Genomic DNA, 13,737 nt, shown 5'->3' with positions numbered 1-13,737 from the left:
CTGGGTAGACGACGCGCTGGACGAGGTTCGGGTCGTCGGGCTGATTGAGCCAACTGCTACATCACTGCCTGAGATCGGAATGGGCATGGCATCGGCTGGGTTGATACTGTATGGATATACAGTAACCCAATTCCGTGCCTGCGTGCAGCGTCAATGTTGGCGAGCAAACGACAAACGGTCGAGTTGCCATCGTTCAATAGCAACACCGAACGCGGGTCCGCCGCTTGGATCGAGCATGCCAATCGTCTTTGTCTGAATACCAATCAGGCAATGAGCATGCTTGGCTGAAGCCCATACCCAAGGTATTCCGACCTGGGTATTCCGCCCTGGGTGTTCCGACTTGGTTAAGACTTGCTGTCGATTTCCTGCAAAGCCCGGCTCAGGGCCGACATATCAAGGCTTTCCTTGCGGGGCGGGGCGGCCTTGACCTCGATGCCGAACAACTGGGTCACCGGCAGCAGGAAGTCGTCACGCTTCTGGCCAGCGGCTTCGGCTGCCGTGATCCAGTTGGGTGCACGACCCTGGCCAGTCCAGGTCAGGCCGGTTTCGGGATCTCGATACTTGATGCTGGCAGCCTTGCGGGCACGCACGACCGGAGGCGGTTTGGTGCGCCACTGGCCTTGCGGAGAAACCGCACGTTCCAGGTCTTCGAGCGTGATGCCGTATTCGTCCATCTGATAGACGATTTTTTCAATGACGGTATCGCGCTGAGCACCTTGTAAAGACTGGGCTTTTTTCTCGAGCACGGATATCTGTTCCAGCAATGCCGTGAAACGACGGCGCGAAGGGGATGTGTTCACTTTTTGCGCGCAGAAAGAGGGATAACGGGATCGTAGGTCAGTATCACCCCATTGGGGGTGAGGACGGTAATGCATACGATATTGTTATTATTCTACGACTGCCAATGACGCAATTGGTTCTGCCACCACCACATAATCTGCACCCAATCGGATGCCGTTGTTCTGCGCAACCAGTCCCAGGGCGCGGCTGCGCAAGGATTTCACGTGCGCATCGAGCGCATCCGCCAGAACGCGATCCTGTAATCGTTTGATTCTATGGACACACATGTCCAGCTGTCCGTTAACAAAGCGCTCGCGGTAGCGGATCGGGAAGTGTTGCACCGTATCGACGCGAAATCCGGCTTGCTCCAGGTGGCGTACCACCCAGTCCGACGGGTATTCGCGGTAAGGCAATTCCCCTGCAAGCAGCAGGCAGGCATCACGCAGCCGGCCAATGTCGACCAGCAGCCTGCCGCCTTCGTCGGCGGGGTAATGGGTAACGTAAGGCTCAAGCCCGATAAGATAAAGCCGTTTTCCGACGAGAGGAAACAGGCGCTTGAACAGACGGTCCTGGGTATAGGGCGCAAAACCTTCGACCGCGCCCAGCAGGTAGTCTGCCAGCACGATGTCGAAGCGCTCACCTGCCAGCAGGTTCTGGTCGCTCCAGTTGCCCAGCACCAATGAATCCTGGGTGCGCATCTGCGCATCGAAGTCTTGATGCAGTTGTTGGGCCATGGACGCCGCCCCGGTGACGGCCGACCAGCGTTCCGTGTCCAGCCCGGTCAGCCAGCGCATGGAATGCTGGCCGGTGCCTGCGTCCAGCACACTTCCCCAGGCTTGCTCGCCTTGGTAGTCACGGATGAAATCGAATAAAGGATCACTCATAGGGGTGCGAGAATAGCAGCGTCCCGCAGCCAGGCTCTGGCGGGCGGGACGCGGGACCATACGTACTAGACAGATTTCAGGCGCGGGTGCTCAGAAACTCAGGCGGGCACCCAGGGTGATGTTGCGGCCGGCCAGCGGCGCGGCGTCCTTGATGAACGAGGTATGGTTGTAGGCCAGCTTGTCGGTCAGGTTGTTGCCTTTCAGATAGATCAGGTAGTCGTTCGTACCGATGCGGCCCTGGTAGCTCACCCCCAGGTTAAGCACTGCGTATCCGGCAGTGGCAGTTTCCAGATCGGCCACTTTGTCCTGACGGCCGTTCCACACCACTTCGGCATCGCCACGCCATGCATTCCAGGTGGTATCCAGGCGTATGCCCACCCGATAGGCCGGGATGCGGGGCAGGTTGCCGCCGCCATTTTCGAACTTGGCACGCACGTAATCACCGAAGGCGGTGGCACCCAGATTGCGCGTGAGCTGCTGGCGCACGCTGCCCTCGATGCCGGTCAGCACGGCATTGCGCTGGTCGTACTGCAGCAGTTGCAGCGAGTCCTGCACGGCCAGCGTCCGGCCATAGATGAAGTCGTTGATGCGGTTGTGATACGCGCCCACCGAGAACGTGGTGTCGCCCGCATATTTGCGCAGACTGATGTCCAGGTTGTTGGCGGTTTCGCGCTTCAGGTCCGGGTTGCCGATTTCATAGCTGTGGCTGGCCAGGTGCGGGCCGTTGGCGTAAAGCTCTTCGGCGGTGGGCAGGCGCTGGCTGCGTGACAGCGACGCACCCAAGGAATACTGCGGCGCAAAGCGCCACACCACCCCCGCCGAGGCCGAGGTGCCGGAGTGCTTGCGATCGGGCTGGCTGGACTCGACATCGATGTCCTGCCATTCATGGCGCAAGCCCAGTTCATACCGGAAGTTGCCCGTGCGGAATTCTTCCAGCAGGAACACGCCATGATTACGCGTGGTCGTGGGGTCTACATACTTCTCTTCGCCACTGGTGCTGAAGTCGCGGTGCAAGGTCTGTGCGCCCAGCAGACCGCGCCAGCCCGCCACCGGCAGGTGTTCCAGTTCGACCCGGCCGTCGTAAGCCTTGTTGCGGAAGGTGGTCGATACCGCGCCGTCTTCCAGTTCGTTGTGCCGGTAGTCGGTCAGGCCGCCGCGCACACGCAGCAATGAAAATCCGGCGAAGGGATCGCGGTATTCGCCGCGAACATCCCAGCGCTGGCTTTTCAGGTCCACATACGGGACGCCTTCTGCGTGTGCGTCTTCGGCATCGTGGTCGTGCGCGTCGCTGCCGTGATCGTGGTCATGGTCACTTGAGCAATGGAAGTGCGGATTGGCACCCAGGTGCGGCACGCAGCCCTCGCCACTGTGGTCGTGGCCGGGCAGGCCATACCGGCTGCGAATGCTGGTGAATGCCACGCCCAGATAACCACGGTCACCCACCCAGGACAGGCCAAGGGTGCCGGTTTCGCTGTTCAGATCGCTGCCCGGCACCCGTTTGCCACCCGACCAGCCACGGCCCACTTCGTATTCGTTGGCATCGCGTTTGACGCCTTCTGCACGGATTGCAAAGTTGCCCGATCCAGCCGTCACCCCAAAGGCTCCCGTGGTTTCGTGGGTGCCCGTGCTGCCTCGTATGTCCATGCTGCCTTCAACACCGCGTTCAGGCACCGCAGTGGGGATCTTGCGGTCGATGACATTGACCACACCGCCAACCGCACCGCCGCCGTAGCGCAGTGTCGAGGGGCCACGAAGCACTTCGATGCGATCGGCCAAGGCCGGTTCGACCGTGATCACGTGGTCGGGACTGACGGTGGACGCATCCAGGATTTCCGAGCCGTCGGACACCACCTTGACGCGCGCACCATCAAGTCCGCGGATCACCGGCCGGGTGGCTCCGCGCCCGAAGCTGCTGGAATGAATGCCGGGTTCGCCGTCCAGCGTATCGCCCAGGGTGGCGTCGCGGCGGATGATCAGGTCCTCTTCTTCAAGGATGGTGGCGGGGGTGCTCAGGTCGTCGCGGCCTTGCGCAAGCGGGCTGGCGCTGACGGATACCGGAGCCAGCACTTGTGGCGCGGCGTTGTCGGCAGTTTGTGCGTGGACGGGGAATGCGTAAGCGGGCAGGGCCAGCAGAACCGAAAGGGTGAGCGGGTGAAGACGAAGTGACATGAAAATTCCGACAATTGCACAGTTATTGCAACAGTGTTGCTTATGCATCTGAGTTGCACAAGTGTTGCGTCGAATATTTTTTATCGATCAGGGGCCTGCTTGCCATCGCCAGTCAGGGGTGCGCTTCCGTACACTTGCGTCGCGCGGTTTTTTGATCGGTCCGATCGACCGCTTTGCACCTACACACAAGGAGAACGGCGGTGGCCAATTCTTATTTCCCAACCTGGCGTCGCGCACACGCTCAGGCCCCTGGCCAGGTCATCGCACCCGACGAAGTGCTGCCCGCACCACAGACGGTGGTGCTCGGTTTGCAGCACGTTGTCGCCATGTTCGGTTCCACGGTTCTGGCCCCCTTGCTGATGGGCTTCGATCCCAATGTGGCGATCCTGATGTCGGGTATCGGCACGCTGCTGTTCTTCGTGCTGGTAGGCGGCCGGGTGCCCAGCTATCTGGGCTCCAGCTTCGCGTTCATCGGCCTGGTGATCGCGGTGACTGGTTATGCAGGCAAGGGCCTGAACGGCAATATCGGCGTGGCGCTGGGCGGCATCATTGCCTGCGGCGTGGCCTACACCGTGATCGGCCTGATCGTGATGGTCAGTGGCACGCGCTGGATCGAAAAGCTGATGCCGCCGGTGGTCACGGGTGCCGTTGTGGCTGTGATCGGCCTGAACCTGGCACCGATTGCCGTGCGCAGTGTCAGCGCCACCCATTTCGATGCATGGATGGCCGTGCTGACCATCTTGTGCGTAGGCGGCGTGGCCGTGCTGGCGCGCGGCATGGCGCAACGTCTGCTGATTCTGTTGGGTCTGCTGCTGGCCTACGTGCTGTACGCCGTGCTGACCAATGGGGCAGGACTGGGCAAGCCGATTGATTTCTCGGGTGTCGCCGCTGCCGCCTGGTTCGGTCTGCCGGCTTTCGCTGCGCCGGTCTTCCAGCCCGCAGCCATGGCGCTGATTGCGCCGGTTGCCATCATTCTGGTGGCTGAGAACCTGGGCCACATTAAGGCGGTCAGCGCAATGACTGGTCAGAACCTGGACCCGTATCTGGGCCGTGCCTTTGTGGGCGACGGGCTGGCTACCATCGTGTCGGCTTCGGCTGGCGGCACCGGTGTGACCACCTACGCAGAAAATATCGGCGTGATGGCCGTGACGCGCGTCTATTCAAGCCTGGTGTTCGTGGCGGCGGCTGTCTTTGCCATCGTGCTGGGCTTCTCGCCCAAGTTCGGTGCCCTGATCCTGACGATTCCGAACGCCGTGCTGGGTGGTGTGTCGATCGTGGTGTTCGGCCTGATCGCCGTGGCGGGTGCACGCATCTGGGTGCAGAACCAGGTGGACTTCTCGAACAACCGCAACCTGATCGTGGCTGCCGTCACGCTGGTGCTGGGAGCAGGGGACTTCACGCTGCACATCGGTGGCTTTGCGCTGGGTGGCATCGGTACCGCTACCTTCGGGGCGATTCTGCTGCATCTGCTGCTGCGTCCGCGCAACTGATCCACTGCGCATTTGCGCCAAGGCAGCGCGCGGATTCGTGCGCTGCCTCAGACCGTGATTGGCATGGTCGGGTTCACGATCCGGTTCAACCCTAGGTTACTAATTGCGAATAAATCGCATTTCCCTTAGAATGATGGGCTGAATTCACCACCAAGCCACTCCTGCCTGAATGAGCGCGATCGCAGCATCCTGGAAATCTTCCGCGCCCCCGTCGTGGCTTCGCATGGGGGCGGGTTTCACTGTCATTGCCCTGCATGCAGCCGTGGTAGCGGCTATCTTCATCATGGGCAAGACGGCGGTGACCGAGATTGCATCGGCACCGGTCGTTCAAGTGCGTTTCGTCCAGATCGCACCCGAGCCGCAGCAAGCGCCCCCCGCGCCCACGCCGCCCGCTCCACCGCCACCGGTGCCTGCCCCCCCGGTTCCGCCGCCGCCCGTGCCGCCGCCTCCGCAGCCGGTTCCCGAGCCGCCAAAGCCCAAGCCCGTGCCGAAGCCGATTCCCAAACCGGTTCCCAAGCCCACGCCCAAGCCAGTTGCGCGCCCTATTCCGACGCCCGAGCCTGCGCCGCAACCCGATCCGACGCCGTCGGCACCGGTTGAAACCGCACCCGCGCCGTCGCCACCGCCAGCTGCTGCTGCGCCGCCACCAAGCGGTGCACCGACTGGTGCGGCAGCGCCCGCCGGTCCGACCGGTCCTCCGGGGCCGCCGCAGCCCAAGATGATTGGCCATATCGACTATCTGGGCGCGCCGCCAACCCCGGTGTTCCCGTCCATCTCGCGCCGCATGCGTGAAGAAGGCGTGGTGGTCGTGCGTGTGCAGATCAATACCAAGGGCTACGTGGACCAGGCGACGATCCAGAAATCGTCCGGTTACGAGCGACTCGATGAATCGGCGTTGCAGGCAGTCCGTCGCGCAGCGTTCAAACCCTATACCGAGAACGGGGTTGCCTATCCGGCCCTGGCCGATATCCCGTTCAACTTCAAACTCAAGGACTTTTGATCATGGCACCCGCAGCAGCAACTCCACAGCTCGGCTTTTCGCACTTCATTGCGCAGACCGACACCTTGGGCAAGGCCTTGTTCGTCATCCTGGTGCTGATGTCGCTGGCCACCTGGTACCTGATCATCGTCAAGACCATCTCGAATGCTCGTATCCGTCGCCGCAGCGACGAATTCGTCGAGCACTTCTGGAACGCGACCTCGCTCGAAGCGGTGTCGCATGAAATCGCTACGCACGGCGTGGCCGACCCGTTCTCGCACCTGACCAGCCACGCGCTGTATGCCCGTGACCACCACACCAAGTTCGGTGCATCCAAGTTGGTCGAATCGGGTTCGCAAGGCGAATTCGTGACCCGCACCATGCGCAAGGTCATCGATGAAGAAACCGCCAAGCTCGAAGGTGGCCTGACGGTACTGGCATCGGTCGGTTCCACCGCACCGTTCGTCGGTCTGTTCGGTACCGTCTGGGGCGTGTACCACGCACTGGTTGCCATCGGTTCCGGTGGCGCGGCCACCATCGACCGCATCGCCGGCCCGGTGGGCGAGGCGCTGATCATGACCGGCCTGGGCCTGGCAGTCGCCATCCCGGCTGTGCTGGGCTACAACTTCTTCGTTCGCAGCAACCGTGTGTTGTTGGCTCGTCTGGACGCCTTCGCCCACGACCTGTTCGCGTTCCTGACCACCGGCCAGCAAATCGTCACCGAAGGCAATGTCCGCACGATCAAGGCGGCCGACACCCGCGTGATCGCCAAGAGCTAAGGAGAATCAGATGGCTTTTGGTGGTTTCAACGGCGGGGCGGGCAGTGGTGCGCCTCAGTCCGAGATCAACATGGTGCCGCTCATCGATGTGATGCTGGTGCTGCTGGTGATCTTCATCCTGACTGCACCGCTGATGTCGCACTCCGTGCGCATCGACGTGCCGCAGGCCAGCTCGGCCCCCATCGATGCCGAGCCGTCCAAGGTCGATTTCGCCATCGACGCCGACGGCAAGATGTTCTGGGATGGCGAGCCGATCGCTGCCGAGGTTGTGTCGGATCGTTTCATCGCGGCCGCCAAGCAGCAGCCGCAGCCTGAACTGAATCTGCGTGCCGACAAGGCAACGCGTTACGAGGTGCTGGCCAAGGTAATGGCTGACGCTTCACGCGCGGGCCTCTCGAAGATCGGCTTTGTCAGCACGCCGGAATCCACGCCTGCACCCAAGTAATTTTCAAGCAGGCTGGGTCTGAAAATGCTGGCGGCAAGGTGCAAACACCTGCCGCCAGCTGCATTCAGGATGCTGGAAACTTCAAATATTGCTCATAGGGGCCGACATGCCGAGTGGCGTGTCGGCCCCTATGGGTTTACGCTCTTGGTTTATTCACTTCGGGCCGCGCCGCCGGTTTTCCGCCCCTATGCGTGTATTGGTAATTGAAGACGACCCGACTCTGGGCGGCGCACTCAGCGAGTTCCTGGGCGACCAGGGTTATGCGGTCGACTTGTTGACCGAAGGTGATCGGGCTGCGGGCGCAATCGCCGCCCAGCCCTATGACCTGATCCTGCTCGATCTGAACTTGCCCGGCGAGGACGGTTTGACCGTGCTGCGTCGGTTGCGCGCCAATGAGAACACCGTACCGGTGCTGATCCTGACTGCCCGCGATGCGCTGCAAGACCGCGTCGATGGTCTGGACGCCGGTGCCGACGACTACGTCACCAAGCCCTTCGAGCTGCCGGAACTTGCCGCCCGTGTGCGCGCGCTGATCCGTCGCCGTGCCGGCCACGTCAGCCCCACCCTGGAAGCAGGGCCGCTGGTGTTCGATACGGTCGGACGTGAAGTCCGTCTGAACAACGAACGCATTGCCTTGTCGGTGCGCGAGCTGTCCGTGCTGGAAATGTTGATGAACCGCGCTGGTCGTGTCGTTACCAAGCGCCAGATCGTCAATTCTCTGTCTGCCTGGGACGCTGACTTCAGCGAAAACGCGGTCGAGGTATATGTGTACCGCCTGCGCAAGCGCCTGGAAGGCTCGGGTGTGCTGATCCAGACCGTTCGCGGTTTTGGTTATCTGCTGGAAACGGGTACGCCGGCTGTCAATGCCTAGGTCGGGAAATTCGCTGGGCAGTACGTCTGCCAATTCGGCGAGCAACGCATCGACCAGTACCTCGGGCAATACATCGCCCCCGGCCCCGGCTCCTGCCGGCACCCGGGGTCGTTCGCTGGCCTGGCACCTGTTGATACGTCTGCTGCCTGCGGTACTTGCCCTGGCGGCGCTGGATACGGTTGCTACGTATGCAATCAGCCGGCGCCTGGGCAACGAGGTCTACGATCGATCCCTGATCGACAGCGCCCGCACGCTTGCGCGCCAGGTACGCCAGACAACCGATGGCCCGCGCTTGCTGAACCGCTTTGGCATCGTTCACGAACCTTCCAGCGATGAAGTGCGTGACGACACGCCATCGGCGTTCAGCGAAGCCAGCGGGATTTTCGACGGCGACCCGTCTGACCGGGTGTTTTTCCGTGTCAGCACGCAGGACATGATCCTGGCGGGCCGTACCGATCTGGCGCGCGAGCCGGCCAAGCCTGAAGATGCCGACCTGGTTCCCCGCGATCGTACGCCTGGCCGTTCATCGCCCGTCGATGCGGCAGCCCCTCGGGTCTACAACACCCAGGTGGACGGTGTTGAGGTGCGTGCAGCATCCATTCAGTTCCATCTGGGCGACACCCCGGTGGATGTGGTGGTGGCCGAGACGCTCAACAAGCGCACCCGTGTGATCGAAGAGATCCTGTCGGTGTTGGTGGGTGGCCTGACGCTGATGGTGGTCATGCTGGCTTTCGTGATCGTCACGGGCGTGCGCAGTGGCTTGCGGTCCATCAGCCGGGTGTCCGAGGAAATCGAGGCACGTGGCATTGATGATCTGCAACCGATCGGCGCAGCCGGGGTGCCAAGCGAAATCACACCGCTGGTGGCGCAGACCAATTCCTTGCTGACGCGTCTGGGGCAAGCAATTGCCGCACAACGGCGCTTCATTGGCCACGCTGCACACCAGTTGCGCACGCCGCTGACGGGATTGAAGCTGGAATCTGAGCTGATGTTGTCGCGACCCCTGCCTGATGATGTTCGTCAGCGCGCGGAACGCATCAAATCGGTTGCCGACCGCATGATTCGGGTAGGTGAGCAGCTGCTGGTGCTGGCACGTGCTGATCTGACCACACGCCCGCAAGATAGCTTCAAGACCGTCGACTTGGCCGAAGTCGTGCAAGAGGGCGGGGCTGCCTGGGTGCCGCGTGCGCGTGCTGCCCAGATCGATATCGACCTGGACGCGCCGTCCGAGCCGGTGTGGATCGCGGGTGACCCGGTGTTGCTCAATGAGTTGCTGAGCAACCTGATCGACAACGCCATGCGACATGGCGCACGCCCGGGATGCATCACCTTGAAGGTGGGCGCGTCGCCACCGCAGTTGATCGTTCAGGACGACGGACCGGGTATCGATGAGGCCGATATCGACAAGGTGTTCGAGCCTTTCCATCGGGCACCGAACGTCCGCGCGTCAGGTTCTGGGCTGGGTTTGGCGATCGTTCATGAGATTGCGCAAGCGCACGGCGGAACGGTGACAGTGAAAAGCCGTCCTGCATTTGCAGGTACGCAATTCACGGTCAATTTCCCGACTGGGTCAGTGGCTGAGCCGCACAGGTAGCAGGGTGAAGGCTGCGGCGCTGTCATGACAGCGCCGCCAGTGCCTGCCTGAAGTGCATCTGCTTAAGGCGCGTCCACCTGAAACGCGCGAACCGTACCTGGCTCACCGACGACACCTGTCGCAGCTACTTCAGGTACGGCACACCCATGGTGGTGATACGCGAGATCGGACCTGCCATGGCACCCAGCGTGATCCACAGCGCCAGCATGCCGGCGATCAAGGTGATCGCAAAGCCGATGTTGAAAATGCTCAGCTGCGGCGCGCTGCGCGAGATGAAACCCAGCGCAATGTTCAGCGCAAGCACCGAACCCATCACAGGCAAGGCCATTTGAACGCCTGCCGAGAACACCAGGCTGCCCAGTCCGGCCATGCGCATCCAGTCGATGGACGCCAGCGGTGAAGGGCCGACCGGAATGGTGATGAAGCTTTCGACCAGGGTCACGATCAGCGTCAGGTGACCGTCGAGCGACATGAACACCATGGTTGCCGTCAGCATCAGGAAGGTTGCCAGAATGGGCGACGGTGCGTTGCGCTGCGGGTCCAGGAACGATGCAAAACCCAGGCCCATCTGCAAGCCGATCAAGTCACCGGCCAACTCGAAGGCCGCAAACACCACCCGCAGGCCGAAGCCCATGGCTGCGCCGACGATGAACTGCTGCAACACCATCAGAATGCCGGTACCGGAGAACGGATCGATGACCGAGCTAGGGGTAACCGACGGCCCGATGATGACGGCCAGCATGAACGCCAGGCCAATCTTGTAGCGCTGCGGAATGGCGCGGTGGCCGAAAACTGGCGCGGTTTGCACCATCGCCAGGCAACGCATGAACGGCCACATGTAGGTGGCGAACAGCAATTGCACATCGGCGTCGCTGAAACTGAGCACGGTTGCTGCCCGTCAGCCCAGCACGTAGGGAATGTTGCCAAACAGACGCTGGATGTACTCCACCACCATCTGGATCATCCACGGACCTGCCAGCAAGGCGGCCAGGAAAACGCCCACCAGCTTGGGCACGAAAGCCAGCGTCATTTCGTTGATCTGCGTGGCCGCCTGCAAGATGCTGATCACCAGGCCAACCACCAGGGCCGTCAGCAACAGCGGAGCAGCCAGGTAGAACGCGAGTTGCATCGCGCCCTGGGCAAGCGTCAGTACGCCACCTGCGTCATTCATGTCGAGAACTCATCTGGCGAATGCATTGCGAAATCATGTGGCAAAACTGGCCACCAGGCTGCCGATCAGCAGATTCCAGCCATCAGCCATCACAAACAGCATCAGCTTGAAGGGCAGGGAGATCAACACCGGTGACAGCATCATCATGCCCATGGACATCAGCACGCTGGACACCACCAGGTCGATCACCAGGAAGGGCAGGAAGATCATGAAACCGATCTGGAATGCCGTCTTCAGTTCGCTGATCACAAAGGCCGGCACCACCACACGAAGCGGCAGCTGGTCGGCAGTTTCCACGGGCGGCACATTCGCCAGACGCGAGAACAGCGCCAGATCGGACTCACGGGTCTGACGCAGCATGAAGGTGCGCAGCGGCACCTCGGCGCGGACCAGGCCTTCCTGGAAAGTGATTTCGTTGCGCTCGAAGGGCTGGTAGGCGTCGACGTAGACGCGATCCAGGGTCGGCGACATGATGAAAAAGGTCATGAACAGCGTCAGACCGATCAGCACCTGGTTCGGCGGCGAACCTTGCAGGCCGATGGCACTGCGCAGCAGAGACAGGACGATGATGATCCGGGTGAAGCCGGTCATCATCAGCAGGGCCGCGGGCAGGAAGGTCAGCGACGACAGGACCAGCAAGGTCTGCAGCGACAAAGACCAGGTGGTTGCACCAGCCACGCCCGGTGTGCTGGTCAGCGCGGGAATGCCCGCCTGTTGTGCCATGGCTCCCATGACGGGCAGGGCAAACAGCATCGCGCCGAGCGCCGCCTGGGCGAGCCTGCGCGTACGCATCGCGCTCAGGCGCGCTTGAAGAGAAACAGCCGTCATCATGATTACTTGCGCAGTCGGGCGAGCAGGGCGCGGAAGTCCGCGACATCGACAGGATCGGGAGCAGGCGGCGCGTCTTCAGGACGCGGCATGACCGCGAGCGAGCGGACATTGCCTTGCGCCACCCCGGTGACGATCCACTGATCGCCGACTTCGAGCAGGACCACGCGTTCGCGCGGTCCCACCATGATCTGGCTGCGAACACGGAGCAGGTTGCCACCAGGTCCGCCAGGACGTTGAACCCGGCGCATCAGCCAGGCGCAGCCCATGATCAGCGCCAGTACCGCGAACAGCGCAAAAACGGTCTGCAGAATTGACGGACCCGCACCCATCAGCGGTTCAGCTTCCGCAGTCGTTCCGACGGGGTGATGATGTCAGTCAGACGAATACCGAACTTGTCGTTCACGACCACGACTTCACCCTGGGCGATCAGGCAGCCGTTGACCAGCACGTCCATCGGTTCACCGGCCATGCCGTCAAGTTCAACCACCGAACCTTGTGCCAGCTGCAGGATCTGCTTGATCGGAATGCGCGTGCGGCCCAGTTCCACGGTCAGCGTGACCGGGATGTCCATGATGATGTCGATATCGTTGGTCATCGACGGCGCCGGGCCGCTGCTGCCGAACTTCTCGAACACTTCGTCAGTGGCGCGTACCGCACCCGCCGCCTGACTCTGTTCCGCCATCGCGGCGGCCCAGTCTTCCGTATCGTTAGACGCCATCTTCATCTCCGAGGCTATTTTCTGATTGCGGGGTCGCCAGCACCTTTTCGATGCGAACCGCGTGCTGGCCGTTCAAGATCCCCACCTTGCATTCAAATACGGGTACGCCGTCGACTTCTGCCGCGACGAGCGTCGGGATGTCGATCGGTATCACATCGCCCGTGCGCATCTTCAGCAGGTCGCGCACCAGCAGCGGGGTCTGGGCCAGCTTCACCTTCAGGTCGACATCGGCCAGCTGGATCTGCTTGCGCAGCATGCGCAGCCAGCGCTTGTCGGGTTCCATCTGGTCGCCCTGGACCGGGCTGTACAAGGTGTCGCGAATCGGCTCGACAGCCGCATACGGGAAGCAGATGTGCAGCTCGCCGCCCGACGATCCGAATTCGATCGAGAAGCTGGCAGACACCACGATTTCAGACGGTGTGGCAATGCTGGCGAACTGCGTGTGCATTTCCGAACGCTGATACTCGAAGCGTAGCGGATAAACGCCTTGCCACGCTTTCATGTAGTCGTCGAGCACCACCGTCAGCATGCGCTGGATGATGCGTTGTTCGGTCGGCGTGAAATCACGACCTTCGACGCGGGTATGGAAACGCCCGTCGCCACCGAACAGGTTGTCGACCACCGAGAACACCAGACGCGGCTCGAACACGAACAGCGCGTTGCCGCGCAGCGGTTTCAAGGCAACGATGTTCAGGTTGGTCGGAACCACCAGATTGCGCAGGAATTCGCTGTACTTGATCACGCGAACCGGGCCCACCGAGATCTCGGGGTTGCGGCGCATGAAGTTGTACAGACCGGTGCGAATCAGCCGGCCGAAGCGGTCGTGGATGATTTCCAGCGTGGGCATCCGCCCGCGGACAATCCGTTCCTGTTTGACCAGGTTGTAGGGGCGTACGCCCCCAGGAAAGTCCGCTTGTGTCTGTTCTTCCTCTTCGCCGTTGACGCCTCGCAACAAGGCATCGACTTCATCCTGGGAGAGAAACTCTCCCGCCATGCTGATATTTCCGCTTGGTTCAGCCATATCGT

Annotated in this window: 14 protein-coding genes and 1 pseudogene; 6 read left to right on the top strand and 9 right to left on the bottom strand. The window is 61.8% G+C overall.

Annotated elements, in window-relative coordinates; genetic code table 11:
• Positions 1–344: 344 nt before the first annotated feature.
• From FXN63_RS16545 to FXN63_RS16535, 3 genes are all read right to left on the bottom strand, one after another.
• The gene (locus FXN63_RS16545; protein WP_187394923.1) at positions 345–800 is read right to left on the bottom strand and encodes an H-NS histone family protein; all 456 of its coding nucleotides are present in this window, start codon (positions 798–800) and stop codon (positions 345–347) included.
• 87 nt (positions 801–887) lie between these two features.
• Positions 888–1,664: a class I SAM-dependent methyltransferase gene (locus tag FXN63_RS16540; protein WP_148816321.1), complete on the bottom strand. Its 777-nt coding sequence runs from the start codon at positions 1,662–1,664 to the stop codon at positions 888–890.
• 90 nt (positions 1,665–1,754) lie between these two features.
• On the bottom strand, positions 1,755–3,833 hold the full coding sequence (locus tag FXN63_RS16535; protein ID WP_148816320.1) for a TonB-dependent receptor: 2,079 nt from the start codon (positions 3,831–3,833) through the stop codon (positions 1,755–1,757).
• 200 nt (positions 3,834–4,033) lie between these two features.
• On the opposite strand from FXN63_RS16535, the gene FXN63_RS16530 reads away from it, so the two are divergent.
• The 6 genes and pseudogenes from FXN63_RS16530 to FXN63_RS27285 all read left to right on the top strand — a co-directional run bounded on the left by FXN63_RS16530 (position 4,034) and on the right by FXN63_RS27285 (position 9,991).
• The gene (locus tag FXN63_RS16530) at positions 4,034–5,323 is read left to right on the top strand and encodes a solute carrier family 23 protein (protein ID WP_148816319.1); all 1,290 of its coding nucleotides are present in this window, start codon (positions 4,034–4,036) and stop codon (positions 5,321–5,323) included.
• Between the two features lie 169 nt (positions 5,324–5,492).
• Entirely contained in the window at positions 5,493–6,323 is an 831-nt protein-coding gene (locus FXN63_RS16525; protein WP_148816318.1) for an energy transducer TonB, read from the top strand.
• Positions 6,284–7,081: pseudogene (locus tag FXN63_RS16520) on the top strand (MotA/TolQ/ExbB proton channel family protein); the annotation flags it as partial. The gene FXN63_RS16525 and the pseudogene FXN63_RS16520, both read left to right, overlap by 40 nt.
• A gap of 10 nt (positions 7,082–7,091) precedes the next feature.
• The gene (locus FXN63_RS16515) at positions 7,092–7,526 is read left to right on the top strand and encodes an ExbD/TolR family protein (protein WP_148816316.1); all 435 of its coding nucleotides are present in this window, start codon (positions 7,092–7,094) and stop codon (positions 7,524–7,526) included.
• Between the two features lie 187 nt (positions 7,527–7,713).
• Entirely contained in the window at positions 7,714–8,397 is a 684-nt protein-coding gene (locus FXN63_RS16510; RefSeq protein ID WP_148816315.1) for a response regulator transcription factor, read from the top strand.
• Entirely contained in the window at positions 8,390–9,991 is a 1,602-nt protein-coding gene (locus FXN63_RS27285; RefSeq protein ID WP_148816314.1) for a sensor histidine kinase, read from the top strand. The genes FXN63_RS16510 and FXN63_RS27285 overlap by 8 nt, the downstream gene beginning before the upstream one ends.
• A gap of 124 nt (positions 9,992–10,115) precedes the next feature.
• On the opposite strand, the gene fliR is transcribed toward FXN63_RS27285, so the two are convergent.
• Genes fliR through fliM form a run of 6 tightly spaced genes read right to left on the bottom strand, consistent with a single transcriptional unit; the run spans position 10,116 to position 13,705 of the window.
• Positions 10,116–10,877 carry a flagellar biosynthetic protein FliR gene (fliR, locus tag FXN63_RS16500; protein WP_148816313.1) on the bottom strand — a complete coding sequence of 254 codons (762 nt, stop codon included), beginning with the start codon at positions 10,875–10,877 and terminating at the stop codon, positions 10,116–10,118.
• Positions 10,878–10,889: 12 nt separating this feature from the next.
• Positions 10,890–11,162 carry a flagellar biosynthesis protein FliQ gene (gene fliQ / locus FXN63_RS16495; protein ID WP_148816312.1) on the bottom strand — a complete coding sequence of 91 codons (273 nt, stop codon included), beginning with the start codon at positions 11,160–11,162 and terminating at the stop codon, positions 10,890–10,892.
• Positions 11,163–11,195: 33 nt separating this feature from the next.
• On the bottom strand, positions 11,196–11,990 hold the full coding sequence (gene fliP, locus FXN63_RS16490; RefSeq protein WP_425468736.1) for a flagellar type III secretion system pore protein FliP: 795 nt from the start codon (positions 11,988–11,990) through the stop codon (positions 11,196–11,198).
• A 5-nt stretch (positions 11,991–11,995) separates the two neighbouring features.
• Complete coding sequence (gene fliO / locus FXN63_RS16485; protein WP_148816311.1) at positions 11,996–12,322, bottom strand: flagellar biosynthetic protein FliO; 327 nt, start codon at positions 12,320–12,322, stop codon at positions 11,996–11,998.
• Positions 12,322–12,711 (bottom strand): flagellar motor switch protein FliN, encoded by a 390-nt coding sequence (gene fliN, locus FXN63_RS16480; RefSeq protein ID WP_246164853.1) that lies wholly within the window; start codon positions 12,709–12,711, stop codon positions 12,322–12,324. The genes fliO and fliN overlap by 1 nt, the downstream gene beginning before the upstream one ends.
• Entirely contained in the window at positions 12,701–13,705 is a 1,005-nt protein-coding gene (gene fliM / locus FXN63_RS16475) for a flagellar motor switch protein FliM (RefSeq protein WP_148816309.1), read from the bottom strand. The genes fliN and fliM overlap by 11 nt, the downstream gene beginning before the upstream one ends.
• Positions 13,706–13,737 lie beyond the last annotated feature (32 nt).

The organism is Pigmentiphaga aceris, from assembly GCF_008119665.1.
In the GTDB taxonomy this organism is placed as follows: Bacteria; Pseudomonadota; Gammaproteobacteria; order Burkholderiales; family Burkholderiaceae_B; genus Pigmentiphaga; species Pigmentiphaga aceris.
The sequence above is the reverse complement of the archived record's forward strand: the minus strand, read 5'-3'. Positions and strand labels throughout refer to the sequence as shown.

Coding starts and splice junctions, on each gene's coding strand:
- FXN63_RS16510 (WP_148816315.1), top strand. CDS start 7,714: ATGCGTGTATTGGTAATTGAAGACGACCCGACTCTGGGCGGCGCACTC.
- FXN63_RS16525 (WP_148816318.1), top strand. CDS start 5,493: ATGAGCGCGATCGCAGCATCCTGGAAATCTTCCGCGCCCCCGTCGTGG.
- fliN (WP_246164853.1), bottom strand. CDS start 12,711: ATGGCGTCTAACGATACGGAAGACTGGGCCGCCGCGATGGCGGAACAG.
- fliQ (WP_148816312.1), bottom strand. CDS start 11,162: ATGAATGACGCAGGTGGCGTACTGACGCTTGCCCAGGGCGCGATGCAA.
- FXN63_RS16540 (WP_148816321.1), bottom strand. CDS start 1,664: ATGAGTGATCCTTTATTCGATTTCATCCGTGACTACCAAGGCGAGCAA.
- FXN63_RS27285 (WP_148816314.1), top strand. CDS start 8,390: ATGCCTAGGTCGGGAAATTCGCTGGGCAGTACGTCTGCCAATTCGGCG.
- FXN63_RS16515 (WP_148816316.1), top strand. CDS start 7,092: ATGGCTTTTGGTGGTTTCAACGGCGGGGCGGGCAGTGGTGCGCCTCAG.
- FXN63_RS16535 (WP_148816320.1), bottom strand. CDS start 3,833: ATGTCACTTCGTCTTCACCCGCTCACCCTTTCGGTTCTGCTGGCCCTG.
- fliO (WP_148816311.1), bottom strand. CDS start 12,322: ATGGGTGCGGGTCCGTCAATTCTGCAGACCGTTTTTGCGCTGTTCGCG.
- fliP (WP_425468736.1), bottom strand. CDS start 11,990: ATGACGGCTGTTTCTCTTCAAGCGCGCCTGAGCGCGATGCGTACGCGC.
- fliM (WP_148816309.1), bottom strand. CDS start 13,705: ATGGCGGGAGAGTTTCTCTCCCAGGATGAAGTCGATGCCTTGTTGCGA.